This window comes from Hydrogenophaga sedimenti (genome assembly GCF_051857515.1).
Classification (GTDB): Bacteria; Pseudomonadota; Gammaproteobacteria; order Burkholderiales; family Burkholderiaceae_C; genus Hydrogenophaga.
Map to the genome: position 1 here is coordinate 129,843 of NZ_JBPZHA010000008.1, position 26,878 is coordinate 156,720.

Here is a 26,878-nt window from a genome sequence, read left to right on the forward strand (position 1 = left end):
GCAGCGACCCGCGTCAGCGGCGGAGCGTGGGGGCTATTTCTTCTAGCCTCTCAGCCTGCCGATGTAGCGGGCATTGAGGTCGGCCGGTGCCGAGGCGGTCAAGGGCGCGGGGGCCGACACCGGCGTGGCCTTGCGCACCGGAATCACCAGCGACTCGAGCCGGTCGGCCAGCGGCAGCAAGTCCGCGTGGCCGTCTTCGCTCGCCCGCTCGCGCGCAAACGCCACGATGGCTTGCGCGTACTCCGCGTTGTGCACCATCCACTCGGTGTCCGTCACACGGCCGGTCTTGCGCCGCAGCAGCACGTGCAGATGCGCGGCCGCGGCGAATGCATCGTTTTGCGACATGGGTTCTTTCTTTACCAACGACGCTCGGCGTGCAGCATTTCCCGTGCCACGCCGCAGCACGGGGTCCCGGGCCCCGGGCCGCACCAGCGGGGGGCTACCCGGCCCGGGCCGACACGCTTTCGGTGCAGGCGCGGCGCAGCAGGGCCTCGAAGTCGCGCGCGAAGGTCTCGGCGTCGAACAGCGGGCTGGTGCGCGCGGTCTCGCGCAGCGTGCGCCGCAGCTGGCGCAGCGTGGCGATCGTGCCGTCGCGGTCGCTGGCCAGCGCGATCGCGCGTTCGGCGTACGCGCCGTCGCTGTGGGTGACCCAGTCGTCCAAGCCGACCTGGTGCAGCATGGCCTGTCCCTGGCGACCGAGCATGCCGGGCGTGGCGAGGGTGAGCGTGGGCACGCCCATCCAGATCGCTTCGGCCGTGGTGGTGCCACCGGGGTAGGGAAAGGTGTCGAGCAGCACGTCGATGTCGGCGTAGCCCGCGAGGTAGTCGGCGCGCGAGCGCGGCAGGCCCAGCGTGAGGCGCGAGCGGTCGATGCCGCTGGCGTCCAGCCGCGCCTCGAACACCGCGCGCACCTCGGGCTGTGACAGCTGCCGGCCCTGGATCAGCAGCGTGGCCTGCGGCGCACCGTCGAGGATGCGTTTCCACGCGGCCAGCACGCGCACATTGATCTTGTTGAGGTCCTGCAGGCACGCAAAGCGCAGGCCGCTGCCCTTGGACAGCGGCGGCTCCGCGGCTGGCGCGGGCGCATCGGCCGGTGCGGTCATGCACAGCCGGGTGTGCGGCATGCGCCACACGCGCTCGCTGAAGAAGCGCTGCTCCCCTTCGGGCACGCAATGCGGGTCGGCGATCACGCCGTCGACCTCGGGCAGGCCCAGGCTGCCGAAGTAGCCCAGCCACTGCAGTTGCAGCGGCGCCGGCCGCATCAGGTGCAGACCGGGCCGGCCGTGGCTGGTGAAGCCCGAGAGGTCCAGCAGCACGTCGAGCCGGTCGTCGGCGATGCGCTGCGCCAGCGCGGTGTCGCTCAGGCCGTGCGCCTTGCGCCAGGTGTGGGTGTGCTGCTGCAGCCGCTGGCTGACCGCGTCGTGGCGCGTGTCGCCCGAGTAGGCGAAGAGCTGCACGCCGCGCGCGTGCAGAGCCGCGATCACCGATTCCAGGAAATACGCGACCGGGTGGTTGCGCAGGTCGCCCGAGACCAGGCCGACGCGCAGGTGCTCGCCGGGCGCGCGCGCCGCGGCGGCAGGGCGGGTGAACGTTGTGCGGCGCAGGCCGCTCTGGTGCACCGCCTGCCAGGCGCGCAGCGCGTCCAGGTCGGGCGCCGGCAGGTAGTGGCTGCAGAAGGCGTGGGCGCCGAACGAGGTCATGTGCGCCGGGTCGCGCGCGATCGCCTGCTGGTAGGACGCGAGTGCGCCTTCGGTGTCGAGCAGGTCCTGCTGCATCAGCGCGATCTCGCTGTGCAGCAGCGCCGAGCCGCCGTGCTCGTTGAGCGCGGGCGTGAGCACGTCCAGCGCCTGCCGGGGCAGCTGGAACGGGCGCTGCAGCAGCTTGGCCAGCGTCAGGCGCGGCTGCAGCTGCCCGGGCCAGCGCCGCACCACGGTCTCCAGCACCGTGCGCGCTTCGGCGAACTTCTCCTGGTGGCGCAGCACGGCGCCCAGCCGGTACTGCTGGGTCGCGTCGTCCGGTTGCTCGCGCACCAGCTCGGCCAGCAGCGGTGCGGCTTCGTTCCAGCGTTCGCGGTGGTAGAGCAGGGCGGCCATGGCCTGGCGCAGGCCACCGGCCTTGGGGTCGCGCGCCAGCAGGCCGCGCAGGGTCTGTTCGGCCGCGTCCATCTGGCCGTCGGCGACCAGCTGGTTGAAGCGGCGGATGCCGTCGACCGTGCTCTCGGTCGCGCCCACGCCGCACTCGCGCCGCAGCAGGGCGGCGAAGTCGCGCGCGAAGCCGTCGGCGTCGAACAGCGGGCTCACGCGCGCGGTCTCGCGCAGCGTGCGACGCAGCTGCCGCAGCGACGCCAGCGTGCCGTCGCGGTCGTTGGCCAGCGAGACCGCGCGCTGCACGTAGGCGTCGTCGCTGTGGGTGATCCAGTCGCCCAGGCCGACCAGGTGCAGCATGGCCTGGCCCTGGCGGCCGAGCATGCCAGGGGTGGCGAGGGTGAGCGTGGGCACGCCCATCCAGACCGCCTCGGCGGTGGTGGTGCCGCCGGGGTAGGGGAAGGTGTCGAGCAGCACGTCGACCTCGGCGTGGCCGGCGAGGTAGCGGGGGCGCGAGCGCGGGCGGTCGAGCGTGACGCGCGCGAGGTCGATGCCGCTGTCCTTGATCCGCGCCTCGAAGACCGCGCGCACCTCGGGCTGCGCCAGCTGGCGGCCGCGCAGCAGCAGGGTGGCGTGTGGCGCGCCGTCGAGGATGCGTTTCCAGGCCGCCAGCACGCGCGCGTTGATCTTGCGCAGGTCCTGGAAGCAGGCGAAGCGCAGGCCGGTTCCGGTGGCCAGCGGCGGTTCGGGCGACACCTCGGGCGCACCCGCCGGCGGGCTCATGCAGAGCCGGGTGTGTGGCAGGCGGAGGACGCGCTCGCTGAAGAAGTGCTGCTCCTGCGCTGGCACGCAATGCGGGTCGGCGACCACGCCGTCGATCTCGGGGACGCCCAGCGTGCCGAAGTAGCCCAGCCAGGACAGCTGCCGCGGCGCCGGCCGCATCAGCAGCACGCCCAGCCGGCTGTGCTGCGTGAAGCCGGCGAGGTCCAGCAGCACGTCCAGCCGGTCGTCGGCGATGCGGCGCGCCAGCGCGAGGTCGGTCAGCGGCGCGGCGTCGCACCAGTGGCCGACCAGGGCGCGCACGCGGGCGGTGGCGGCGTCGTGGTCGCTGCCGGTCGCGTAGGCGAACAGCTCGACGCCCTGCCGGGGCAGCGCGGCCAGCACCGACTCCAGGAAGTAGGTGACCGGGTGGTCCTTGAAGTCGCCCGAGAGCAGGCCGACCCGCAGCGGCCGGTCGCCGCTCACTGGGCGTGGCGTGGCCAGCGGCGCCACCGGGCGCGGCAGCGCGGGCGCGTGGTCCTGCAGCCACTGGCGCAGCGCACCGAGGTCGGGCGCGGGCACATGGTGCGCGCAGAAGGCGTAGGTGCAGTAGGCCTCGATCGACGCCGGGTCGAGCGTGATGGCGCGTTCGCAGGCGGCCAGTGCGCCGTCGGGGTCGAGCAGGTCGTGGCGCGCGCGGCCGATGGCGAACTGCAGTGCGGCGTGGCTCGGGTGGGCGGGCAGTGCCGGGGTCAGCAGGGCCAGCGCCGACTGCGGCTGGTGGTCGTGGTGTTGCAGCAGGGTGGCCAGCGGCAGCCGGGCGGCCAGGAAGTCGGGCCAGCCGGCCACCAGCCGTTCCAGCAGCGCGCGGGCTTCGCCGTGGCGGCGCAGGGCCAGCAGCGACAGCGCGTGGCCGTGCAGGCAGCCCGGGTCGTCGGGCCGCTCCGTCACCAGCGCCCGCCAGAGCGCCTCGGCTTCGGCATGCCGTCCCTGGCCGCCGCGCAGGGCGGCCAGTGCCTGGCGCAACGGCGGCACGCCCGGGTCCAGCGCCAGCAGTTCCATCAGCACCGGTTCGGCCGCGGCCAGGTCGCCGGCCTGCATCAGGGCGTTGAAGTGCGCGACGCGCGCGGCCTTGCCGCCGGGGGCGGGCGCCGTGCGGGGCACGGGCGGGTGGACCGGCGGGATCTGGCCGGCGATGGCGGCCACGCCCTCGGTGCAGGCGCGGCGCAGCAGGACCTCGAAGTCGCGCGCGAAGGTCTCGGCATCGAACAGCGGACTGCTGCGGGCGCTCTCGCGCAGCGTGCCGCGCAGGCGGCGCAGCGTGGCCAGGGTGCCGTCGCGGTCGTTGGCCAGCGAGATGGCGCGCTGCACATAGGCCTCGTCGCTGTGGGTGATCCAGTCGCCCAGGCCGACGTTGTGTAGCAGCGCCTGGCCCTGGCGGCCGAGCATGCCCGGTGTCGCGAGGGTGAGCGTGGGCACGCCCATCCAGATCGCCTCGGCGGTGGTGGTGCCGCCGGGGTAGGGGAAGGTGTCGAGCAGCACGTCGACGCCGCCGTAGGCCGCGAGGTATTCGGCCCGGCCGCTGGGCTGGCCGAGTTCGATGCGCGAGCGCGCGATGCCGCTGGCCTGCAGCCGGGCCTCGAAGGCCTCGCGCACGTCGGGCTGCGACAACTGGCGGCCCTGGATCAGCAGGGTGGCGTGGGGCGCGCCGTCGAGGATGCGCTTCCAGGCGGCCAGCACCCGCTCGTTGATCTTGTTGAGGTTCTGCAGGCAGGCAAAACGCAGGCCGGCACCGGTCGCCAGCGGCGGTTCGGCGACCGGCTCGGGCGCGCCGGCCGGCGGGCTCATGCACAGCCGGGTGTGCGGCAGGTAGAGCACGCGCTCGGTGAAGAAGCGCTGTTCGTCGGGCGGCACGCAGTGCGGGTCGGCGATCACGCCGTCCATCTCGGGCACGCCCTGGGTGCCGAAATAGCCCAGCCAGGACAGCTGGACGGGCGCCGGCTTCATCAGCAGCGCGGCCAGCCGGTGGTGGTTGGTGAAGCCCGCGAGGTCCAGCAGCACGTCCAGCCGATCGTCGGCGATGCGCTGGGCCAGTTCGGGTTCGGACAGGGCCGCGACCGGGCGCCAGGTGGTGAACAGCCTGGCCAGCCGCTGGGTGGTGGCGTCGGCCTTGTCGCCGGTCGAATAGGCGACCAGTTCGACCCCGCGCCGCTGCAGCGCGGTCAGCGCCGACTCCAGGAAGTAGGCGACCGGGTGGTCGGACAGGTCGCCCGAGAGCAGGCCCACGCGCAGCCGCGCGCCGGGGGTGTGGGTGGCCGGGTGGGCGGGGGCGGGCGGTCGCCTGAGCGCGCGGGCGTGCGACTCGGTCCAGGCGCGCAGCGCGTCCAGGTCGGGCCGCGGCAGGTAGTGGGTGCAGAAGGGGTAGGCGCTGAGGGCCTTGATATGGCCCGGGTCGAGGTCGATCGCTTGCTGGTACGAGGCCAGCGCGCCTTCGGTGTCCAGCAGGTCCTGGCGCGCGCGCCCCATATTGAAATGCAGCGTGGCGTTGCCGCCGTGCTGCGCCAGCGCCGGTTCGAGCACCGCCAGCGCCTCGCGGGGGCGGCGGAACTCCTGGCGCAGCATGCCGGCCAGGTTCAGGCGCGCCAGCAGGTAGTCCGGCCAGCGCTGCACCACGGCGGTCAGGGCCTCGCGCGCCTGGCGGAAGCGCCGCAGCCGCGCCAGGGTGGCGGCGTGGCCGTGGGCGATGTCGGCGTCGTCGGGGCGCAGCCGCCGCAGTTCGTCCCACAGCGCCTCGGCCTCGCGCCACTGCTGGCGGTGGAACAGCAGCTTGCCGCGCACGTGCCGCAGCTCGACCGACGCCGGGTCTTCGGCCGCCAGTGCGTCCAGCGCCTGTTCGGCGGCGGCGAAGTCGCGGGCGTCGAGCAGGGCCTCCGCTTTGGTCAGGCGGCTGGCGAAGCTCGCGGGCAGGGCGATCCGGCCGTTGAACGTGCCCTGGGCGGCCGAAATCACCGGGCCGTCCTGCGGAGCCTGCCGGCGCACCGGCGGGCGCAGCTGTCCGGTGATGATGCGGACCGGGGGGCCGGATCGGGAGGTGGGGTCGTCGTTCATGGGCGGGCGGGGAGCTGGGATTGTCGGCGAACCGCCGGGCGGTCGCGCCGGCCGGGCCGACCCAAGGGAAAGCACCGATGCCCAAGTCTGGTGCGGGCCGTTACATTGCTGTCACTCGCAAACGGCGCCAGACGCCGCGACCGCGGGGGACCGAGGAGACAACCCAGTCCTATCAGAACAATCTCACAGCGTCCCAAGAGATGCTCCGAACCATCCAGCCGACCCTCTTGGGTCGGCTTTTTTTTGCCCTGACGACCGGGATGGTGCCGATCAGGCAGTGAAAGAAATTCTTCCGGTTTGTTATGAAAACTGGAAGATCAATTTCTACCCCGAACAGGGGAGGGTCGTGAGGCCTCTCATTTCATCGAAAAAATCTGTTTCCTGACAAGGACTTGCAAGCGCGTCTTGGTGGTTTCCCTTGGTGGTCGCGCGATGGCCCGCGTATTGCAAATGGTCACACACCTGCCCATTCCTTCGCGTTTGCGGCCGGGCCCGGTTCTGCCCCACACCAGTCTACGGAGACACCAAAAGATGGAAACCTTCTACGAGGTCATGCGCCGCAAAGGCATTTCGCGCCGCAGTTTCATGAAGTACTGCTCGCTCACCGCCACCTCGTTGGGATTGGCGCCGTCCTTTGTGCCCCAGATCGCCCACGCGATGGAAAACAAGCCGCGCACGCCGGTGCTCTGGCTGCACGGTCTGGAATGCACCTGCTGCACCGAATCCTTCATCCGTTCGGCCCACCCGCTGGCCAAGGATGTCGTGCTGTCGATGATCTCGCTGGACTACGACGACACCCTGATGGCCGCCGCCGGCCACCAGGCCGAGGCCATCCTCGAAGAGATCATGACCAAGTACAAGGGTCAGTACATCCTCGCCGTCGAAGGCAACCCGCCGCTGAACGAAGACGGCATGTTCTGCATCCAGGGCGGCAAACCCTTCCTGGACAAGCTCAAGCGCGTGGCCAAGGACTGCAAGGCCGTGATCGCCTGGGGTTCCTGCGCCAGCTGGGGCTGCGTGCAGGCCGCCAAGCCCAACCCGACCCAGGCCACCCCGATCCACAAGGTCATCACCGACAAGCCCATCATCAAGGTGCCCGGCTGCCCGCCGATCCCCGAAGTGATGACCGGCGTGATCACCTACATGCTGACGTTTGACAAGATCCCCGAGCTGGACCGCCAGGGCCGCCCGAAGATGTTCTACAGCCAGCGCATCCACGACAAGTGCTACCGCCGCCCGCACTTCGACGCCGGCCAGTTCGTCGAAGCCTGGGACGACGAGTCCGCGCGCAAGGGCTACTGCCTCTACAAGGTCGGCTGCAAGGGCCCGACCACCTACAACGCCTGCTCGACCGTCATGTGGAACGAGGGCACCAGCTTCCCGATCAAGGCCGGCCACGGCTGCATCGGCTGCTCGGAAGACGGCTTCTGGGACAAGGGCTCGTTCTACGACCGCCTGACCACGATCCACCAGTTCGGCATCGAAGGCAATGCCGACCAGATCGGTGGCAAGGCCGCCGGTGTGGTCGGGGCCGCGGTCGCCGCCCACGCCGCCATCTCGGTGGCCAAGCGGGTGCGCGACACCTCGCGCGACAAGGCCAAAGCCGACTCGTCTCACAACGCCTGAAGCAGAAGAAGGACAAGACCATGGGTGCTTACGAAACACAGGGCTTCAAGCTCGACAACTCCGGCCGCCGTGTGGTGGTCGATCCGGTGTGCCGCATCGAGGGCCACATGCGCTGCGAGGTCAACCTCGACAGCAACAACGTGATCCGCAACGCGGTCTCGACCGGCACGATGTGGCGCGGTCTCGAGGTGATCCTCAAGGGCCGCGATCCGCGCGACGCCTGGGCCTTCGTGGAACGCATCTGCGGCGTCTGCACCGGCTGCCACGCGCTGACCTCGGTGCGTGCGGTGGAAGATGCCCTGGGCATCAAGATCCCGCTGAACGCCCACCTGATCCGCGAGATGATGGCCAAGACGCTGCAGGTCCACGACCACGCGGTGCACTTCTACCACCTGCACGCGCTGGACTGGGTCGACGTGGTGTCCGCCCTCAAGGCCGACCCGAAGAAGACCTCCGAGCTGCAGCAGCTGGTCTCGCCGGCCCACCCGCTGTCGAGCCCAGGCTACTTCCGCGACGTGCAGAACCGCCTCAAGAAGTTCGTCGAGTCCGGCCAGCTGGGCCCGTTCTCCAACGGCTACTGGGGCTCCAAGGCCTATGTGCTGCCGCCCGAAGCCAACCTGATGGCCGTGACCCACTACCTGGAGGCCCTGGACCTGCAGAAGGAATGGGTCAAGGTGCACACCATCTTCGGCGGCAAGAACCCGCACCCGAACTACATGGTCGGCGGCGTGCCCTGCGCGATCAACCTCGACGGCGTCGGCGCCGCCGGTGCGCCCATCAACATGGAGCGCCTGAACTTTGTTGAAGCCCGCATCAAGGAAATGATCGAGTTCAACAACAACGTCTACATCCCGGACGTGCTGGCCATCGGCACCATCTACAAGCAGGCTGGCTGGCTCTACGGCGGCGGCCTCTCGGCCACCAACGTGGCCGACTACGGCACCTACGAAAAGGTGCCCTACGACCACAGCACGCAGCAGCTGCCCGGCGGCGTCATCCTCGGCGGCAACTGGGACAAGATCGAGCCGATCGACCCGCGCGACCCCGAGCAGGTGCAGGAGTTCGTGACCCACAGCTGGTACACCTACGGCAACGACGCCAAGGGCCTGCACCCCTGGGACGGCATCACCGAGCCGAACTACAAGCCCGAAGGCCCGAACTTCAAGGGCACGCGGACCAACATCGAGCAGCTCGACGAGTCGGCCAAGTACTCCTGGATCAAGTCGCCGCGCTGGCGCGGCCACGCGGTCGAGGTCGGCCCGCTCTCGCGCTACATCCTGGGCTATGCCCACGCGCTCAAGGGCAACAAGCACTGCCAGCGCGTCAAGGAGCAGCTGGACGGCGCGGCCGTGGCCATCAACAGCGCCATCCCCAAGGCCCTGGGCCTGCCGGAAACCAGCTACACGCTCAAGCAGATGCTGCCCAGCACCATCGGCCGCACGCTGGCCCGCGCCCTGGAGAGCCAGTACGCCGCCGAAATGATGATGGACGACTTCAAGCAATTGATCGGCAACATCAAGGCCGGCGACACCTCGACCGCCAACACCGAGAAATGGGATCCCGCCACCTGGCCCAAGGAAGCCAAGGGCGTGGGCACGGTCGCCGCACCGCGCGGCATGCTGGGCCACTGGATCAAGATCAAGGACGGCAAGATCGAGAACTACCAGTGCGTGGTGCCCACGACCTGGAACGGTTCGCCGCGCGACGCCAAGGGCCAGATCGGTGCCTTCGAGGCCTCGCTGATGAACACCCCGATGGTCAACCCTGAGCAGCCGCTGGAAATCCTGCGCACCCTGCACAGCTTCGACCCCTGCCTGGCCTGCTCCACCCACGTGATGAGCGAAGAGGGTCAGGAAATGGCCCGCGTCACGGTGCGCTGAACCTTCACAGCCCACCCCACCCCACAACGGACGAGGAGAAACACATGCAAGAAAAAAACATCCGCCGCGTGGCCGCGGCCGCGCTGCTGGCCGGCCTGGCCGGCGCCGCGCAGGCCCACCCGGGCCACGGTGCGACCAGCCTGGTGGAGGGCCTGGCCCATCCCTTCGGGCTGGACCACCTGATGGCCATGGTGGCCGTCGGTGTCTGGTCGGTCTCGGCCCTGCCGCAAGGCAAGGCCTGGCAAGGTCCGGCCACCTTCCTGGCCGCGCTGGTGGCCAGCGCCGCGCTCGGCGCGGCCGGCGTGACGCTGCCGTTCCTGGAGCAGGGCGTGGCGCTGTCGGTGGTGCTGTTCGGCGCCATGCTGGTGCTGGCCCGCCGCCCGATGCCGGCGTCGCTCGGTCTGGGTCTGGTCGCCGCCGCAGCCTCGCTGCACGGTCTGGCCCATGGCGCGGAAACCCCGGCCACCGGCTTCGCCGGCTACGCGATCGGCTTCCTGGCCACCACCGCGCTGATGCACGCCGGCGGCGTGGGCGCCTGCCTGGCGATCCGCCGCTGGCTGGCCCAGCGCAGCGGTGCCGCCCTGGGCGGCCTGGGCGCGCTGCTGGGCGGCGCGGGCCTGTACCTGTTCGGCCAGCTGGCCGCCTGACGGTCCCACCCCCACGCCACAGGAGATCACCATGTCCTCCCTGTCTGCACAAGAGCTGGCGCAGCAGCGCCTGGCCGATGTCACCGGCATCGACGAAGGCGCCGTCTCGCACGGCCAGAGCACCAAGTCGGTCTACGTCTACGAAGCGCCCGTGCGCGTCTGGCACTGGATCAACGTGGCGGCGATCACCGTGCTGTGCCTCTCGGGCTACTTCATCGGCAGTCCCCTGCCGACCATGCCCGGCGAGGCCAGCGCGAACTACCTGATGGGCTACATCCGTTTCGCCCATTTCACGGCCGGCTACATCCTGGCGATCGGCCTGCTCGGCCGCGCCTACTGGGCGATCGTCGGCAACCACCATGCGCGCGAGCTGTTCTGGGTGCCGCTGTTCCAGAAGGCCTACTGGGGCGAGGTGCTGACCATGTTCAAGTGGTACGCCTTCCTGATCCCGCGGCCGGGTCGCTATGTGGGCCACAACCCGCTGGCCCGTCTGGCGATGTTCTCGGGCTTCCTGGTGCTGATGATCTTCATGATCGTCACCGGCTTCGCGCTCTACAGCGAAGGCGCCGGCGTCGGTTCGTGGCAGGACAAGCTGTTCGGCTGGGTGATCCCGCTGTTCGGCCAGAGCCAGGACGTGCACACCTGGCACCACATGGGCATGTGGGCCATGATCATGTTCATCACGCTGCACATCTATGCCGCGCTGCGCGAAGACATCATGGGCCGCCAGTCCATCGTCTCGACCATGATCTCCGGTCGCCGCACCTTCAAGGACTGATCCTGTGAAAAAGGTCGCCGTCAGCTGGTCGATTCCTCCCCGTGGTGTGCCGGTGCGCGAGCCCATGCACCCGGGGCGGCTGCTGGCGCGCACCTGTCTGGCGCCGCTCTCGCTCAACCAGAGCGAAGCGGCCCGGCTGCTGGGCCTCTCGCGCCGCCGCCTGCACGAGCTCGTGCACGGCCAGCGCGCGATGTCGCCCGACACCGCTCTGCGTTGCGCGCGCCAGTTCGGCATCGATGCCGGCTTCTGGCTGACGCAGCAGGCCGCCTGGGACAGCTTCCACGCCTGGAAGCGGCTGTGTGCCCGGGACAGCGCGGCCGTCTCTTCTCCCTCCCACCACTGACTTCTGCACGGGACTTCCCGCCATGAGCGCACATCCGTCCGAAACCGCTTGTCACCCGGATGGTGACACCCTGCCGCAGCACATCGTCGTGCTGGGCATTGGCAACCTGCTGTGGGCCGACGAAGGCTTCGGCGTGCGTTGCATCGAGGCGCTGCAGCGCCGCTACGAATTCGCCGACCACGTGTCGCTGATCGACGGCGGCACCCAGGGCCTGTACCTGATCCAGCACGTGCAGGAAGCCGATGCGCTGCTGATCTTCGACGCCATCGACTACGGCCTCGAACCGGGCACGCTCAAGCAGGTGCGCGACGACGCCGTGCCCCGCTTCATGGGCGCCAAGAAGATGAGCCTGCACCAGACCGGCTTCCAGGAAGTGCTCTCGCTGGCGCAGCTGACCGAGAAGTACCCGCGGCGCGTGCTGCTGGTGGGCTGCCAGCCGCAGGAGCTGGAGGACTACGGCGGCAGCCTGCGGCCGGTGGTCAAGGCGGCGATGGAAGAGGCGATCACCCTGGGCGTGGCCGAGCTGGAACGCTGGGGTGCCCGGCCGCAGCTGCGCCAGGCGCCGCTGGCACCGCGCGAGGCCGTGACGCTCGACGAGCTGGCCCTGACCGCCTACGAAGCGCAGCGCCCCGCGGCCGAAGAGGCCTGCCGGATCGGCGACGACCGTTTCCTGCCCAAGGAACTCTGACATGTGCATCGGCATTCCCATGCAGGTGGTCGAGACCGACGGACGCTTCGCGCTGTGCGAAGGCCGGGGCGAGCGCCGGCGCGTGAACACCGCCCTGGTCGGCCAGGTGGCGGTCGGCGACTGGCTGCTGGTGTTCCTCGACGATGCCCGCGAACAGATCGACGCCGAACGTGCGCTCGAAGTCGACGCGGCACTCGACCTGGTGCTCGGCGCCATGCAGGGCACGGCCCTGCCGGACGACGTCGACTTCGCGCTGCCCTCGCAGATGAGCCCCGAACAGATGCGTGCCCTGACGGGCCAATGATTCCACTGGAGACAACATGATCGACATCGAAGAAGCCCATGCCCCCCTGATCCAGCGACTGGCCCGCGAGTTCGGCGCCACCTGGGTCGACGAACAGACCGTCGCCGACTGGACCGCCGGCGGCGGCGACCGCGTCGTGCTGCTGGCCGGCGACCCGGTGCGCTTTCCCGAAGGCGTGGACGTGGCGGCCGTGCTGCCCGAGCTGATGAAGGCCTTTCCGGAGCGCTTCACCGTGGCCGTGGTGCCGCGCGACAGCGAAGACGCCGTGGCCCGCCGCTACGGCTCGCAGCGCTGGCCCTCGCTGCTGTTCTTCCGCGACGGACAGTACGTGACCGCGATCGCCGGCATGCAGGACTGGGACATCTATCTCAATGGCGTCGCCGCCGCGCTCGCCATGCCGCCTTCGCGTCCGCCCACCGTCGGCATTCCCGTCGTGATCCAGGGCGCCGGCAGCGACAGCGCCTGCCACTGAACGCAACGACCGCTCCGCCCGCACAGACACCCAAGGAACACCCCATGAAAGCCTTCCCCATTCCCGTCGTCGCCCTCGGTCCGGGTTCGCAGACCGAAGAAGAGACCCTCGACTACCTGCCCATGCCCAAGGACATGGACACCTACCGCGCGCCGATGCTGCCCGAGCCCGAGGAGATCGCCGGCCGCGCCGCGGCGCGCGATGCGCTGTGCCAGGTGCTGGCGCTGCTGGATGTGGCCGCGGACGGTCAGGCCGGTGGCCAGGTCAGCCTGCGCGACCTCGCCGCCGAAGACCTGGCGCTGATCAACCAGGTGATGGGTGAGGGCGAAGCCAGCGCCATCGTGCGCGACGAAGGCGCCAGCCTGGAGGTCCGCGTGCAGGAGTCGGTGTTCGCCGGCGTCTGGCGCCTGATGACCCTCAAGGAAGGCACGCTGGTGGACGACGTGATCGAGGTCGGACCGGTGCCCGCGCTGCTGCGCACCGTGGCCGAGGAAGACTCCGAGAGCATCTACAAGCCCTGGCGCGGGCCGCTGCCGCCGAACGTGCAGAACGCCCCGATGCTGGTCGAGGAAGTGCGCGACCAGATCGCGCGCTGGCAGACGGGCCAGGCGCCGCACGTCATCAACCTCACGCTGCTGCCGGTCACGCCCGAGGACATCGGCTTCCTGGACCACCAGCTGGGCACCGGCCGTGTGCTGCTGCTCTCGCGCGGCTACGGCAACTGCCGCATCTCCAACACCCTGCTGCCCAACTGCTGGCGCGTCGTGTACTACAACTCGATGGACACGGTGATCCTGAACACGGTCGAGGTGGTCGACATGCCCGAGGTCGCGATGGCCGCGCCCGAAGACCTGCGCGACTCGCACGAGCGCCTGAACGACGTGCTGGGCTACCTGGAGCAGGCATGAACCCCCACGTTCCACCGCTGGGCGGGTCACTGCCCCCCGAGGGGGCTGATCCGGCTTGGGGCGGCCCGGCGCCGGATCGGACGAGCGCAAAGAGTGGCGGCTTCGAAGGCTTCGAGGGCAGCTACCTGGGCAACCGGGCGGCGCTCAAGCCTGGCTCGCGCCTGGAGTGCAAGATCTGCTGGTGGGTCTACGACCCGGCACTGGGCGATCCGCAGTGGCAGATCCCGGCCGGCACGCCGTTCGCCGACCTGCCGCCGCACTGGCGCTGCCCGAACTGCGACTGCGATGCCGAACAGTTCCTCCTGTTGACGGATGACTGAGATGGAACAGCGCGTCACTGCCCTGGTCGACTTCTACCGCCGCGTGCAGACCGAGCGCATGCAGGGCATTCCCATCCTCAACCCGGCGCTGTCGGTCGAGGCCGTGGGGTTTCGCCGGGCCGAGGTGCCCGAAGAGGCGCCGGAACAGGAGCCGGTGGCCGAGGGCGTGCTGATCACGCCCTGGTTCATGAGCCTGGTGCGCCTGCCGCTGGCGCTGCAGCCGCACGGCAACCGGGTCGCGCGCAAGTTCGTGCGCGATTTCGGCAGCGAGGGCTTCGAGTTCATCGGTGCGCACGACGACGCCGTGGGCTACCACGAGACCTGCGCGCTGTTCTCGCCGATGGAAGGGTTCGCGACGCAGGCGCAGGCGGTGGAGACCGCGCTGGCCTCGCTCGCGCTGGTGCGCCCCGAGCCTGCCAAGGCGGTGGCGCCAGAGCCGGTGCCCGCGCGCCGCGCCTTCTTCATGGCCCGCCGCGCCGGGCCGGGAGCCACGCCGTGATGCGCGCCGACGACATGGCGGGCAGCCTGCGCGTGCGCCCCGGCGTGCCGGTGCCCGGCGCGCTGCACAGCGAGCGCCGCGACTGGGCGTCGCGGCTGGCGCAAGGCCAGGCGGCGACCGCCTTGCCCGGTCTGCTGGCCAGCCTGTTCAGCCTGTGCAGCCACGCGCACCGGCTGTGCGCCCAGCTCGCGGTCTCGGCGGCGGCGCCGGGGGCGGTGGCGGCACCGACCGATGTCGCCCGGCGCCTGCGGCTGGAAACCGCACAGGAGCATGTGCGCCGCATCGGCCTGGACTGGCCGCGCCTGCTGGCCGGTGCGCCGGTGCCGGCCGCGCTGGCCTCGCTGCAGACCAGTCCCTTGCTCCGGCCGGCGAACGCCGCGGCGGAACCCGACTGGGCGCCATCGCTGGCCTGGTTCGAATCCGAGTGGCTGCAGATGCCGGCCGCGACCTGGCTGCGCGCCTGGCAGGCCTGTGGCGCCGACTGGCTGATCGACTGGAGCCGGCGCCACACCGGCTGGCTGCCGACCCTGCTGCGCGCCGCGCGCGAGGCCGACACCGGCCCGGCGCTGGACATGGACCACGCACTGCGCGCGCATACCGATGAAGCGGGTCAGCAGGGCCTGGCCGACGCGCTGGCACAGACGCCGGGTTTCGCGATGCAGCCCTTGTGGCACGGCGCCTGCGCGCACACCGGCACCTGGTCGCGCCTGCACGGCGCCGACGATGGCCTGCCGCTGACACCCTGGGCGATGCTGGGTTGCCGGCTGGCCGAGCTGGCGCGTCTGTGCCTGCCCGCACCGCAGGAGCGCGCCGGCTGGCTGGCGCACGGCGCCCTGCGCCTGTCCGACGGCCAGGGCCTGGCCTGGGTCGAGATGGCGCGCGGTCTGCTGGTGCACCGGGTGGCGATCGACGGTCACGGCGCGACCGCCAAGGTCCGGTCCTGCCGCGTGCTGGCGCCGACCGAATGGAACTTCCACCCGCAGGGCGCCGTGGCGCAGCGCATCGCCGCGCTGGACACCGGCGTGCCCGAGGCGCTGCTGCACCGTCAGCTGGCCCTGCTCATGGTGGCGTTCGACCCCTGCGTGCCGTTCCACATCGGCGCGGCGCAGGACCAGACCGAAGAGGTGAGCCATGCATGAAGCCAGCCTCGCCGGTGGCGTGCTGCAACTGGTCGAAGACACCGCCCGGCGCGAAGGTTTTTCGCGCCTGCTCGAATTGCGTCTGGAGGCCGGACAGCTCGCGGGCGTGGACGTGCGCGCCCTGCGGTTCGCGCTGGAGAGCCTGGCGCCCGGCACGCTGCTCGACGGCGCGCAGATCGAGGTCGACGAACCGCCCGGACAGGCCTGGTGCATGGGCTGCGGACAGACCGTGGCGATCGTCCAGCGCGGCGACGCCTGCCCGTCCTGTGGCGGCTATCAGCTGCAGCCGACCGGCGGGCTGGAATTGCGCGTGGTGGACATGCGCGTGAGTGATGATTGAACCCAACCAGGAGACAGAACATGTGTGTCGTTTGCGGATGCAGTGACAACAGTCCGGCCCATGCCCGCCACGCGCAGGCCCAGACCGGCGAGGCCGGCGTGGTGAAGGTCAACCCGGCCAACGGCGACCTGCATTTCGGCGCCGGCTCGGCCCGGGTGTCGGTGCCGGGCATGAGCCAGGAGCGCGCGATCAAGCTGGAGAGCGACATCCTCGGCGCCAACAACCGCGTGGCCCAGCAGAACCGCGCGCATTTCGAGTCGCACGGCGTGACCGCGCTGAACTTCGTCTCCAGCCCCGGCTCGGGCAAGACCACGCTGCTGTGCGCGACCATCGAGGCGCTGAAGGCGCGCGACCCGGGCCTGCACGTCGCCGTGATCGAGGGCGACCAGCAGACCAGCTTCGACGCCGACCGCATCCGCGCCACCGGTGCGCCCGCGATCCAGGTCAACACCGGCAAGGGCTGCCACCTCGACGCGCCCATGGTGGCCGAGGCGTTCGCGCAGCTGCATTCGCATGACCACCACGACCATGCGCACGGACACCACCATCACCACGACCACGGTTCGCGCGACCTGCTGTTCATCGAGAACGTCGGCAACCTGGTCTGCCCGGCGGTGTGGGACCTGGGCGAAGCGGCCAAGGTGGCGATCCTCTCGGTGACCGAGGGCGAGGACAAGCCGCTGAAGTACCCCGACATGTTCGCGGCCTCGCAGCTGATGATCCTCAACAAGGTCGACCTGCTGCCGCACGTGAAGTTCGACGTCGCCCGCTGCATCGAGCTCGCGCGCCGCGTGAACCCCGCCATCGAGATCCTCCAGCTCTCGGCCACCACCGGCGAGGGCATGGACGCCTGGCTGCACTGGCTGGACCACGCGATGGGCGCGCACCACCACCATCACGACGCGCCGGTGTCCGAAGAAGCGGCGCTGCGCGCGCGCGTGCAGCAGCTTGAAGCGGAACTGGCGAAGGCGAAGGCCGCGCTGTCCACCGAATCGGCCGCCTGACGGCTCCGGCGCCATGTCCACCACCGTCCTTGCCGTCGGCGCCTGGCTCAAGAACGCGGCCTGCCTGGTGCTGCGCGGTCAGCCGCACTGGTCGCCGGTGCATGGCGACCTGAGCGACCCGGCCGCCTGCGAGGCGCTGGAGCAATCGGTGCAGGCGCTGCTGCGGCAGGCGGTGGCCGCGGGTGCGCCGGTGCGGGCCATCGCGCACGACCTGCACCCGGACTTCTTCAGCACGCAGCTGGCCATCGCCACCGCCGAGGCCCTGGGTGTGCCCGCGGTCGGCGTGCAGCACCACCACGCGCACCTGGCGGCCGTGGTGGCCGAACACGGCATCGATGGTCCGGTGGTCGGGCTCGCGCTGGATGGCGTGGGCCTGGGCACCGATGGCACGCCCTGGGGCGGCGAACTGCTGTGGCTGGACGGCGCACGCTGGGAGCGCCTGGGTCACCTGCGGCCGCTGGCCCTGCCGGGCGGCGACCGCGCGGCCCGCGAACCCTGGCGCATGGCGGCGAGCGCGCTGCACGCCCTGGGCCAGGGCGACCAGATCGTTTCGCGCTTCGGGCCGGCGGTGGGTGAGGCGGTGGCGGTCGGCGTGCGCCAGATGCTCGACAAAAACCTGAACTGCCCGGCCACCAGCAGCGCCGGCCGCTGGTTCGACGCCGCCGCGGGGGCGCTGGGCCTGTGTCTGCACCAACGCGACGAAGCCCAGGCCGCCATCGCACTGGAGCAGGCGGCCACGCGCGCGTGGACCCGACATGCCACCCTGACGCCCCTGCCCGGTGCCGTGGTCGGCGCCGACGGCGTGATCGACCTGCGGCCGGTGCTGGCGCAGCTATTCGACGCGCCCGACGCCGACGCGGCCGCCGCCGGCTTCCACCTGGCCATGGCCGACGCACTGGCCGACGCGCTGATCGCCGCCGCCCACGCGCGCGGCACCCGCACCGCCGCGCTGGGCGGCGGCTGCTTCTTCAACCGCATCCTGCGCGAGCGCGTCGAACAGCGGCTGACGTCGGCCCGGCTGACGGTGGTCCAGACCGGAGCCAAGGGCTGCGGCGACGCCGGCCTGGCGATCGGCCAGGCCTGGGTCGCGGCGCAGACGCTCGCCCCATCACAACAACCATCCGTTGAGGAGACTCTCTCATGTGCCTAGCCATTCCCGCCCAACTCGTGGAGCTGCGCCCCCACGACCAGGCCGTGGTCAACCTCGGCGGCATCCGCAAGGAAATTTCCATCGCGCTGGTGGAGGGTGTGCAGGTGGGCGACTACGTGATCGTGCACGTGGGCCACGCCATCGGTGTGATCGACCCGGAAGAGGCGGCGAGGACGCTGGCCTTGTTCGCAGAGATGCAGGCGGTTGCCGGCGCGGAGGTCCAGCCATGAAATACATCGACGAATTCCGCGACGGTGACCTGGCCCGCCAGATCGGCGCCCGCATTGCCGCCGAGGCCCGCCCGGAGCGCTCCTACAGCTTCATGGAGTTCTGCGGCGGCCACACCCACGCCATCAGCCGCTACGGCGTGCTGGAGCTGCTGCCGCCCAACGTGCGCATGGTCCACGGCCCCGGCTGCCCGGTCTGCGTGCTGCCCATCGGCCGCATCGACCTGGCGATCCGCCTTGCGCTGGAGCGGGACGCCATTGTCTGCACCTACGGCGACACCATGCGCGTGCCGGCGTCGGACAGCCTCTCGCTGATCAAGGCCAAGGCGCGCGGCGGCGACATCCGCATGGTCTATTCGGCCGCCGACGCCATGGCCATCGCGCGCGCGAACCCGCAGCGCGAGGTGGTGTTCTTCGCCATCGGCTTCGAAACCACCACGCCGCCCACGGCGCTCGCCATCCGCGACGCGGCGCGCGAGGGCCTGGCCAACTTCAGCGTGCTGTGCTGCCACGTGCTCACGCCGTCGGCCATCACCCACATCCTCGAATCGCCCGAGGTGCGCCAGTTCGGCACCGTGCCGATCGACGGCTTCATCGGCCCGGCGCACGTCAGCATCGTGATCGGCTCCGCGCCCTACGACCACTTCGCCGAGGAGTACCGCAAGCCGGTGGTGATCGCCGGCTTCGAGCCGCTGGACGTGATGCAGGCCATCCTGATGCTGGTGCGCCAGGTCAACGAGGGCCGTGCCCATGTGGAGAACGAGTTCACCCGCGCCGTCACGCCCGAGGGCAACCTCAAGGCCCAGGCCCTGGTGTCCGAGGTGTTCGAGCTGCGGCCCAGCTTCGAGTGGCGCGGCCTGGGCGAGGTGCCCTACAGCGCGCTCAAGATCCGCGAGGCCTTCGCCGGCTTCGACGCCGAGCGCCGATTCGACCTGAACTACAAGACCGTGCCCGACAACAAGGCCTGCGAGTGCGGCGCCATCCTGCGCGGCGTGAAGAAGCCGACCGACTGCAAGATCTTCGGCACCGTCTGCACGCCAGAGAACCCGGTCGGCTCCTGCATGGTGTCCAGCGAGGGCGCCTGCGCCGCGCACTACACCTACGGCCGCTTCCGCGACATTCCCATCGTGCCCGCACCCGCCGCACCGGTGGCCGAGGAGGCCACGCCATGAGAACCGAACACGACCAGAGCGGCGCCGGCGAGGCGCCCGCACCCAAGCCCGTGAAGAAGAACTACATCCGCCCGCTCGACATCAAACACGGCCGCATCGACATGAGTCACGGCGCGGGCGGCAAGGCCGCGGCGCAGCTGATCGAGGAGCTGTTCCTGGCGGCCTTCGACAACGACTTCCTGCGCCAGGGCGACGACGGCGCGGTGCTGGCGCTGCCGGCCTTCGATCCGGCCGAAGGACGCCTCGTGATGGCGACCGACGGCCACGTGATCTCACCGCTGTTCTTTCCCGGTGGCGACATCGGCTGCCTCTCGGTGCACGGCACGGTCAACGACGTCGCGATGTCGGGCGCGAAGCCGCTGTACCTGAGCGCGAGCTTCATCATCGAAGAAGGCTTTCCGCTGATCGATCTGCAGCGCATCGTGCAGTCCATGGCCGCGGCGGCGCGCGAGGCCGGCGTGCCGGTCGTGACCGGCGACACCAAGGTGGTGGAGCAGGGCAAGGGCGACGGCGTGTTCATCAGCACCACCGGCGTCGGCGTGCTGCCGCCGGGCGTGTCCATCAGCGGCCGCCACGCGCGGCCGGGCGACGTGGTGCTGGTCTCGGGCAGCATCGGCGACCACGGCGTGGCCGTGCTCTCGCAGCGCGAGTCGCTGGCCTTCGAGACCACCATTCAGAGCGACACCGCCGCGCTGCACACCCTGGTGGCGGCCATGCTGGCGGCCGCGCCGGGCGCGGTGCGCGTGCTGCGCGACCCCACGCGTGGCGGCCTGGCCACGACGCTCAACGAGGTCGCGCGCCAGTCCGGCGTGGGCATGCTGCTGCAGGAGGCCGCGATCCCCGTCAAACCGCAGGTGGACGCGGCCTGCGAGCTGCTCGGCCTGGACCCGCTCTACGTCGCCAACGAAGGCAAGCTGATCGCGGTGGTGGCGCCCGAGGCGGCCGACGCGGTGCTGGCCGCGATGCTGGCCCACCCCCTGGGACAGGACGCGGCGCGCATCGGCGAGGTCACCACCGACCCGCACCACTTCGTGCAGATGGCCACGCGCTTCGGCGGACGCCGCGTGGTCGACTGGCTCAGCGGGGAACAGCTGCCACGCATCTGCTGATTCACGGGGAGAAGCTCATGGCGTCACCGGTGTACCGCAAGACCACAACCGGCAAGGAAGAAATCAGCGCGCGCCGCGCCGGCCTGTCGCCCACCACGCGGCGGGTGCTCATCATGGTCAATGGCAACGACAGCGTGAACACGCTGGCGGCGCAGGGCGTGCCCGACATCGTGTCCCACATCGACACCTTGCTGGCGCTGCGCCTGATCGAGGGCGTCGAGGCCGCGGCAGCGCCCGAGCCGCGTCCGGCCGTGGGGGCACCGGCCCCGGTGGTGGCGCCGCCACCGCCGGCTCCCCCGCCGGCCCCGGCCGCGCCGCCGTCCGAGGAAGACCGCCGGCTGCTCGCCGCGCAGCGGCTGGCGATGCAGCGCCTGGTCCAGCATTTCGGGCCCGACACCGTCACCGTGGCGCAGAGCCTGCTGGCCGCCCGTTCGATCGCCCAGTACCTGGCGGCGCTCGACGGCATCCAGGCCAAGCTGGCGATCTACATGGGACGCAAGCAGGCCGAGCGCGAGGTGCAGGAGCTGCGCATCGCGCCCTGATGCCCATGTCACTGCGCATCCTGCTGCTCTGCCACAGTTTCAACAGCCTCAGCCAGCGGCTGTTCGCGGAGCTGCGCGCGCGCGGCCACACGATCAGCGTCGAGCTGGACATCGCCGACAGCGTGACCGAAGAAGCGGTGGCGCTGGCGCAGCCGGATCTCGTGCTCGCACCGTTCCTCAAGCGCCGCATCCCGGCCTCGGTCTGGCAGCGCGTGCCCTGTTTCGTGGTCCACCCGGGCCCGCCGGGCGACCAGGGGCCGAGTGCGCTGGACTGGGCGGTGCGCGACCGCGAGGCGCGGTGGGGCGTCACGGTGCTGCAGGCCGACGGCGAATTCGACGCCGGCCCGGTCTGGGCCCACGCCGGCTTTGTGATGCGGCCCGCCACCAAAGGCAGCCTGTACCGCCGCGAGGTCACCCGGGCCGCGCTGGAGGCCACGCTGGCGGCGGTGGAGCGGTTTGCCGCCGGGCCGCTCCAGGGCGAATCAGCCCCCGGATCCGGCAAGGACCAGGGCCCTTCCCTGTCCTGGGGCAGCGACCCGCGCAGCGGCGGAGCGTCGGGGCTTGGCTGGAAACCGTTGATGAAGCAGGCCGACCGCGCGATCGACTGGTCGCGCGACGGCACCGCGACCGTGCTGGCCCGGCTGCGCTGCGCCGACGGCCAGCCGGGTGTGCTGGACGCGCTCTGGGGCCAGGCCTGTTACCTCGGCGATGCCCACGAGGCCAGCGCCGAGGCCGTGGTCGAATTCGCCGACCGCGCGCCGGGCGGGCTGCTGGCGGTGCGCGATGGCGCGCTGCTGCGCCGCACCGTCGACGGCGGCGTGTGGATCGGTCAGGCCCGTCTCGCCGATCCGCCGGGCACGGCACCGGGCCAGGGGCACTTCAAGCAGGCCGCGGCCGAACTGTTCGCGCCGCAGGCGGCGGCGCTGCCGCAACGGCCGGTGCCGCTGATGCGGCCCGATGGCGAGTGGGGCGAGCTGCGCTACACCGAACACGGCCCGGAGGGTGCGCGGGTCGGCTGCCTGAGCTTCGACTTCTGCAACGGCGCCATGAGCACCGACCGTTGCGAGCGTCTGCACGCGGCGTTGCGGCAGGTGCGCGAGCGGCCGGTGCAGGTGCTGCTGCTGAGCGGCGGCGAAGGCTTCTTCAGCAACGGCATCGACCTCAACAGCATCGAGGCCGCGGCGCACCGCCCCGGCGACAGCGCGGCCGACGCATCGTGGCGCAACATCCAGGCCATGGACGACGTGGCGCTGGCGGTGCTGGAGATGACCGACCGGCTGACGGTGAGCGTGATGCGCGGCAACGCAGGTGCGGGCGGGGTGTTCCTCGCGCTGGCGGCCGACCAGGTCTGGGCGCACGGGAGCGTGGTGCTCAACCCGCACTACAAGAACATGGGCAACCTCTATGGCTCGGAGTACTGGACCTACCTCCTGCCGCGCCGCCTGGGCGAGGCCGGTGCGCGCGACCTGATGGCCGGCCGCCTGCCGCTGCTGGCCGCCGAGGCGCAGCGCATGGGCCTGGTCGATGCCTGCGACGACGGGCCGCGCGAGGGGCTGGAAGCGAGGGTTCTGGCGCGTGCGCTGGCGCTGGCCGGCTCCTACAATCGGAGCGAACAGCTGGCGGCCAAACAGGCCCGGCGCGCCGCCGACGAGGCGCACTGCCCGCTGGCCCGCTACCGCGAACAGGAACTGGCGCGCATGCACCGCAACTTCTACGGCTTCGATCCCAGCTACCACGTGGCCCGGCACCACTTCGTGCACAAGCTGCCGCACGCCTGGACGCCACGCCACCTTGCCATCCACCGCTGAGCGTCCCGTGACACTGCCTCCGCTCCACGACCCTCTGCCCACCGTGCTGGTGGTCGACGACGAGGTGCGCTCGCAGGACGCGATGCGGCGCACGCTGGACGAAGACTTCACGGTCTTCACCGCCAGCAGCGCCGACGAGGCGCGTGGCCTGCTGGAGCGCCAGCCGGTGAGCGTGATCCTGTGTGACCAGCGCATGCCGGGCGTGACCGGCGTCAACTTCCTCAAGGAGGTGCGCGAGCGCTGGCCCGAGACCGTGCGCATCGTGATCTCCGGCTACACCGACGGCGAGGACATCATCGCCGGCATCAATGAGGCCGGCATCTACCAGTACATCCTCAAGCCCTGGTCGCCCGACCACCTGCTCGATTCGGTGCGCAACGCGGTCGAGGCCCAGGTGCTGCAGCGCCAGACCAGCCGGCTCGACCTGGAGCTGCGCACCAGCACCCGCGTGCTGCGCCAGCGCACCGCGCAGCAGATGGCGCAGGCGCGCAGCCACTTCGATTTCGACCGCATCGTGCGCGCGCCGGGCAGCCCGATCGACCTGGTGTGCTCGATGGCCGAGCGCGTGGCGCGCTACGACATCCCGGTGCTGGTGCTGGGTGAGTCGGGCACCGGCAAGGAGCTGCTGGCGCGTGCCATCCACTACGCCTCGCCGCGCCAGACCGGCCCCTTCGTGGTCGAGAACTGCGCCGCGATTCCCGACACCCTGCTGGAGTCGGAGCTGTTCGGCCACAAGCGCGGCGCCTTCACCGGCGCCTTCGACGACCACCCCGGCCTGTTCCAGCGCGCCAGCGGCGGCACCGTGTTCCTCGACGAGATCGGCGAGACCTCGCCGGCCTTCCAGGTCAAGCTGCTGCGCGTGCTGCAGGAGGGCGAGGTGCGGCCTGTGGGCGCGCCGCGGCCGATCCCGGTGGACGTGCGCATCATCGCGGCCACCCACCGCAACCTGGAGCAGCGGGTGCGCGAAGGCCTGTTCCGCGAAGACCTGTTCTACCGCCTGGCCGGGGTGTCGATCACCGTGCCGCCGCTGCGCGACCGGATCGCCGACATCGCGCCCATCGCGCGCCAGATCGCGCTGGACGTTGCGGGCGAGCTGGGCCATCCGGGCGCCACGCTGCCGGGCGACACGCTGGCCTGCCTGCTGGCCTATCCCTGGCCGGGCAACATCCGCGAACTGCGCAACGAGATCGCGCGCGCGATGGCGCTGCACGAGGGCACCGAGCTGCCGCCCGCCGCGTTTTCGCCGCGCGTGCTGCAGGGCCGTGCCGCCGGGGGAGGCGACGGCCTGGCCGCCGCGATTCCCAGCACCGGCACCCTGACCGACCGGCTGGACGTGATCGAAGCGATGCTGCTGCGCGAGACCCTGCTGCGGCACCGCTGGAACAAGACCCGCGCCGCCGCCGAGCTGGGCCTTTCTCGCGTCGGCCTGCGGGCCAAGATGCAACGTTTCGGACTGGACACGCCATGAACGTCCTGTGGGTTCAGAGCGGGGGCTGTGGTGGCTGCAGCATGTCGCTGCTGTGCGCCGACACCACCGATTTCCAGGGCCATCTGCGCGACGCCGGCATCCAGCTGCTGTGGCATCCCTCGCTCTCGCTGGCCAGTGGCGACGAGGTGCTGGCGTTGCTGCGATCGGTGATCGATGGCGGCACGCGGCTGGACGCGCTGTGCGTCGAAGGCTCGCTGCTGCGTGGCCCCAACGGCACCGGGCGCTTCCACATGCTGGCCGGCACCGGTCTGCCCATGATCCACTGGGTGCGCGAACTCGCCGCGAAGGCGCAGCATGTGGTGGCGGTGGGCAGCTGTGCCGCCTGGGGCGGCATCACCGCGGGCGGCGACAACCCCACCGACGCCTGCGGCCTGCAGTACGAGGACGACCGCCCGGGCGGCCTGCTCGGCGCCGACTTCCGCAGCGGCAGCGGCCTGCCGGTGATCAACGTCGCCGGCTGTCCGACGCACCCGAGCTGGGTGATCGACACGCTGATGGCGCTGGCCGCCGAGGCCTTCACCGAAGACGACCTGGACCCGCTGGCCCGCCCGCGCTTCTACGCCGACCAGCTGGTGCACCACGGCTGCACGCGCAACGAGTACTACGAGTTCAAGGCCAGCGCCGAGAAGCCTTCCGACCTGGGCTGCATGATGGAGCACATGGGCTGCAAGGGCACCCAGGTGCACGCCGACTGCAACATCCGGCCCTGGAACGGCGAGGGCAGCTGCACGCGCGGCGGCTACGCCTGCATCGCCTGCACCGAGCCGGGCTTCCAGGAGCCCGGCCACCCCTTCCACCAGACGCCCAAGATCGCCGGCATTCCGGTCGGCCTGCCGACCGACATGCCCAAGGCCTGGTTCGTCGCGCTGGCCTCGCTGTCCAAGAGCGCCACGCCCAGGCGGGTGAAGCACAACGCGGTGGCGGACCACCTCGTGGTGAAGCCCGCGGTGAGAAAGACCCGCCTGAAATGAGTCGCCTGCTCGTCGGTCCGTTCAACCGCGTCGAAGGCGACCTCGAGGTCTCGCTGGAGATCGACGGCGACCGCGTCGCCTCGGCCCAGGTCAACGCCACCATGTACCGCGGCTTCGAACAGATCCTGCAGGGCAAGGCGCCGCACGACGCGCTGGTCTACGTGCCGCGCATCTGCGGCATCTGTTCGGTCTCGCAGTCGGTCGCGGCGGCGCGGGCGCTGGCCGACCTGGGCGGCATCGCCATGCCGCCCAACGGGCAGCACGCGACCAACCTGATCCTGGCGACCGAGAACCTGGCCGACCACCTGACGCACTTCTACCTGTTCTTCATGCCCGACTTCGCGCGGCCGGTCTATGCCGACCGGCCCTGGCACGCCGAGGCGCTGCGCCGCTTCGCGCCCGACCGGGGCGAGCAGGTGCGCGGGGCCACGGCGGCACGCCAGCGCTGGCTCACGCTGCTGGGCACGCTGGGCGGCAAGTGGCCGCACACGCAGTCGGTCGAGCCCGGTGGTTCCACGCGACCGATCGACGCCGCCGAGCGGGTGCGCCTGCTGAGCAAGGTGCGCGAGTTCCGCGGCTTCCTGGAGCGCCAGCTGCTGGCCGCGCCGCTGGAACAGTTCGTCGGACTGGCCAGCGAGGACGCGCTCTGGGACTGGCACGCGCAGGACCCGCTGGCCGGCGACCTGCGGTTTTTCCTCACCGCCGTGCAGGACCTGTCGCTGCAGACACTCGGCCCGGGGCCGGGCCGTTACCTGAGCTATGGCGCCTATGCGCAACCGGACGGCGGGCTCGCGCTCGCCCAGGGCCTGTGGCGCGGCGACGCGCGGCGGCTGGACCCGCTGGACGCCCGCGCGATCACCGAGGACGCCACCCACGCCTGGCTGGCGCAGGCGCGCGCGCCGCTGCACCCGCTGCATGGCGTGACCCGGCCCGAGCCCGACAAGGCCGGGGCCTACACCTGGAACAAGGCGCCGCGGCTGGGCGGCGAAGTGGTCGAGACCGGGGCCATCGCGCGCCAGCTCGCCAGCGCCCACCCGCTGGTGCGCGACGCGGTGGCGCGCCACGGCGGCACGGTGTTCACGCGCGTGCTGGCCCGGGTGGTCGAGCTGGCCCGGGTGGTGCCGATGATGGAAGACTGGCTGCAGTCGCTGCGTCCGACCGAGGCCTTCTGCGTGCCGACGGCCTTGCCCGACGAAGGGCACGGCGTGGGCCTGTCGGAAGCGGCGCGCGGCGCGCTGGGCCACTGGCTGGTGGTGCGGGATGGCCGCATCGCCAACTACCAGATCGTCGCGCCGACCAGCTGGAACTTCTCGCCGCGCGACGCGCAGGGCACGCCCGGTGCGCTGGAGCAGGCGCTGGCGGGCGCGCCGGTGCGCGAGGGTGAGAAGAACCCGGTGGCGGTGCAGCACATCGTGCGCTCCTTCGATCCCTGCATGGTGTGTACGGTGCATTGAGATGGACACCCCCCTGCGCCGCTGCGCGGCTTCCCCCCGCTCTGGCGCACCTTCGGTG

Annotated in this window: 25 protein-coding genes; 23 read left to right on the forward strand and 2 right to left on the reverse strand. The window is 71.1% G+C overall.

Annotated features, from left to right (window positions below; genetic code table 11):
- Positions 1-42: 42 nt before the first annotated feature.
- Positions 43-345, reverse strand: a complete 303-nt coding sequence (locus ACS5NL_RS14475; protein WP_439354564.1) for a hypothetical protein — start codon at positions 343-345, stop codon at positions 43-45.
- A 94-nt stretch (positions 346-439) separates the two neighbouring features.
- The gene (locus tag ACS5NL_RS14480; RefSeq protein WP_439354565.1) at positions 440-5,950 is read right to left on the reverse strand and encodes an O-linked N-acetylglucosamine transferase, SPINDLY family protein; all 5,511 of its coding nucleotides are present in this window, start codon (positions 5,948-5,950) and stop codon (positions 440-442) included.
- Positions 5,951-6,481: 531 nt separating this feature from the next.
- On the opposite strand from ACS5NL_RS14480, the gene ACS5NL_RS14485 reads away from it, so the two are divergent.
- From ACS5NL_RS14485 to ACS5NL_RS14595, 23 genes are all read left to right on the forward strand, one after another.
- On the forward strand, positions 6,482-7,576 hold the full coding sequence (locus ACS5NL_RS14485; protein WP_439354566.1) for a hydrogenase small subunit: 1,095 nt from the start codon (positions 6,482-6,484) through the stop codon (positions 7,574-7,576).
- A 20-nt stretch (positions 7,577-7,596) separates the two neighbouring features.
- Positions 7,597-9,456, forward strand: a complete 1,860-nt coding sequence (locus tag ACS5NL_RS14490; protein ID WP_439354567.1) for a nickel-dependent hydrogenase large subunit — start codon at positions 7,597-7,599, stop codon at positions 9,454-9,456.
- 44 nt (positions 9,457-9,500) lie between these two features.
- The gene (locus tag ACS5NL_RS14495; RefSeq protein ID WP_439354568.1) at positions 9,501-10,103 is read left to right on the forward strand and encodes a HupE/UreJ family protein; all 603 of its coding nucleotides are present in this window, start codon (positions 9,501-9,503) and stop codon (positions 10,101-10,103) included.
- Positions 10,104-10,134: 31 nt separating this feature from the next.
- Entirely contained in the window at positions 10,135-10,881 is a 747-nt protein-coding gene (gene cybH, locus ACS5NL_RS14500; protein ID WP_439354569.1) for a Ni/Fe-hydrogenase, b-type cytochrome subunit, read from the forward strand.
- Between the two features lie 4 nt (positions 10,882-10,885).
- Entirely contained in the window at positions 10,886-11,224 is a 339-nt protein-coding gene (locus ACS5NL_RS14505) for a HigA family addiction module antitoxin (protein ID WP_439354570.1), read from the forward strand.
- A 22-nt stretch (positions 11,225-11,246) separates the two neighbouring features.
- Complete coding sequence (locus ACS5NL_RS14510; protein ID WP_439354571.1) at positions 11,247-11,912, forward strand: HyaD/HybD family hydrogenase maturation endopeptidase; 666 nt, start codon at positions 11,247-11,249, stop codon at positions 11,910-11,912.
- A 1-nt stretch (position 11,913) separates the two neighbouring features.
- Positions 11,914-12,216, forward strand: a complete 303-nt coding sequence (locus ACS5NL_RS14515; protein WP_439354572.1) for a HypC/HybG/HupF family hydrogenase formation chaperone — start codon at positions 11,914-11,916, stop codon at positions 12,214-12,216.
- Positions 12,217-12,232: 16 nt separating this feature from the next.
- Positions 12,233-12,688: a thioredoxin domain-containing protein gene (locus ACS5NL_RS14520; protein ID WP_439354573.1), complete on the forward strand. Its 456-nt coding sequence runs from the start codon at positions 12,233-12,235 to the stop codon at positions 12,686-12,688.
- Positions 12,689-12,732: 44 nt separating this feature from the next.
- Entirely contained in the window at positions 12,733-13,596 is an 864-nt protein-coding gene (locus ACS5NL_RS14525) for a hydrogenase expression/formation protein (RefSeq protein WP_439354574.1), read from the forward strand.
- Between the two features lie 125 nt (positions 13,597-13,721).
- Positions 13,722-13,916: a rubredoxin gene (locus ACS5NL_RS14530; RefSeq protein WP_439354734.1), complete on the forward strand. Its 195-nt coding sequence runs from the start codon at positions 13,722-13,724 to the stop codon at positions 13,914-13,916.
- 1 nt (position 13,917) lies between these two features.
- Entirely contained in the window at positions 13,918-14,415 is a 498-nt protein-coding gene (gene hybE / locus ACS5NL_RS14535; protein ID WP_439354576.1) for a [NiFe]-hydrogenase assembly chaperone HybE, read from the forward strand.
- Entirely contained in the window at positions 14,415-15,554 is a 1,140-nt protein-coding gene (locus tag ACS5NL_RS14540) for a hypothetical protein (RefSeq protein WP_439354578.1), read from the forward strand. Before hybE ends, ACS5NL_RS14540 begins: the two co-directional genes overlap by 1 nt.
- Positions 15,547-15,894 (forward strand): hydrogenase maturation nickel metallochaperone HypA/HybF, encoded by a 348-nt coding sequence (locus tag ACS5NL_RS14545; protein WP_439354580.1) that lies wholly within the window; start codon positions 15,547-15,549, stop codon positions 15,892-15,894. The genes ACS5NL_RS14540 and ACS5NL_RS14545 overlap by 8 nt, the downstream gene beginning before the upstream one ends.
- A gap of 20 nt (positions 15,895-15,914) precedes the next feature.
- On the forward strand, positions 15,915-16,898 hold the full coding sequence (gene hypB, locus ACS5NL_RS14550) for a hydrogenase nickel incorporation protein HypB (protein ID WP_439354582.1): 984 nt from the start codon (positions 15,915-15,917) through the stop codon (positions 16,896-16,898).
- A gap of 13 nt (positions 16,899-16,911) precedes the next feature.
- The gene (locus ACS5NL_RS14555; RefSeq protein WP_439354583.1) at positions 16,912-18,048 is read left to right on the forward strand and encodes a Kae1-like domain-containing protein; all 1,137 of its coding nucleotides are present in this window, start codon (positions 16,912-16,914) and stop codon (positions 18,046-18,048) included.
- The gene (locus ACS5NL_RS14560) at positions 18,039-18,278 is read left to right on the forward strand and encodes a HypC/HybG/HupF family hydrogenase formation chaperone (RefSeq protein ID WP_291104025.1); all 240 of its coding nucleotides are present in this window, start codon (positions 18,039-18,041) and stop codon (positions 18,276-18,278) included. Before ACS5NL_RS14555 ends, ACS5NL_RS14560 begins: the two co-directional genes overlap by 10 nt.
- The gene (gene hypD, locus ACS5NL_RS14565; protein WP_439354585.1) at positions 18,275-19,447 is read left to right on the forward strand and encodes a hydrogenase formation protein HypD; all 1,173 of its coding nucleotides are present in this window, start codon (positions 18,275-18,277) and stop codon (positions 19,445-19,447) included. The genes ACS5NL_RS14560 and hypD overlap by 4 nt, the downstream gene beginning before the upstream one ends.
- Positions 19,444-20,556, forward strand: coding sequence for a hydrogenase expression/formation protein HypE (gene hypE / locus ACS5NL_RS14570; protein WP_439354587.1), 1,113 nt, complete (start codon positions 19,444-19,446; stop codon positions 20,554-20,556). The genes hypD and hypE overlap by 4 nt, the downstream gene beginning before the upstream one ends.
- A 17-nt stretch (positions 20,557-20,573) precedes the next feature.
- Complete coding sequence (locus tag ACS5NL_RS14575; protein ID WP_439354589.1) at positions 20,574-21,098, forward strand: hypothetical protein; 525 nt, start codon at positions 20,574-20,576, stop codon at positions 21,096-21,098.
- Between the two features lie 5 nt (positions 21,099-21,103).
- The gene (locus ACS5NL_RS14580; protein WP_439354591.1) at positions 21,104-22,906 is read left to right on the forward strand and encodes an enoyl-CoA hydratase-related protein; all 1,803 of its coding nucleotides are present in this window, start codon (positions 21,104-21,106) and stop codon (positions 22,904-22,906) included.
- Positions 22,907-22,913: 7 nt separating this feature from the next.
- The gene (locus ACS5NL_RS14585; protein WP_439354592.1) at positions 22,914-24,374 is read left to right on the forward strand and encodes a sigma-54-dependent transcriptional regulator; all 1,461 of its coding nucleotides are present in this window, start codon (positions 22,914-22,916) and stop codon (positions 24,372-24,374) included.
- On the forward strand, positions 24,371-25,366 hold the full coding sequence (locus tag ACS5NL_RS14590; RefSeq protein WP_439354594.1) for an NADH-quinone oxidoreductase subunit B family protein: 996 nt from the start codon (positions 24,371-24,373) through the stop codon (positions 25,364-25,366). The genes ACS5NL_RS14585 and ACS5NL_RS14590 overlap by 4 nt, the downstream gene beginning before the upstream one ends.
- On the forward strand, positions 25,363-26,820 hold the full coding sequence (locus tag ACS5NL_RS14595; protein WP_439354595.1) for a nickel-dependent hydrogenase large subunit: 1,458 nt from the start codon (positions 25,363-25,365) through the stop codon (positions 26,818-26,820). Before ACS5NL_RS14590 ends, ACS5NL_RS14595 begins: the two co-directional genes overlap by 4 nt.
- Positions 26,821-26,878: the final 58 nt, after the last annotated feature.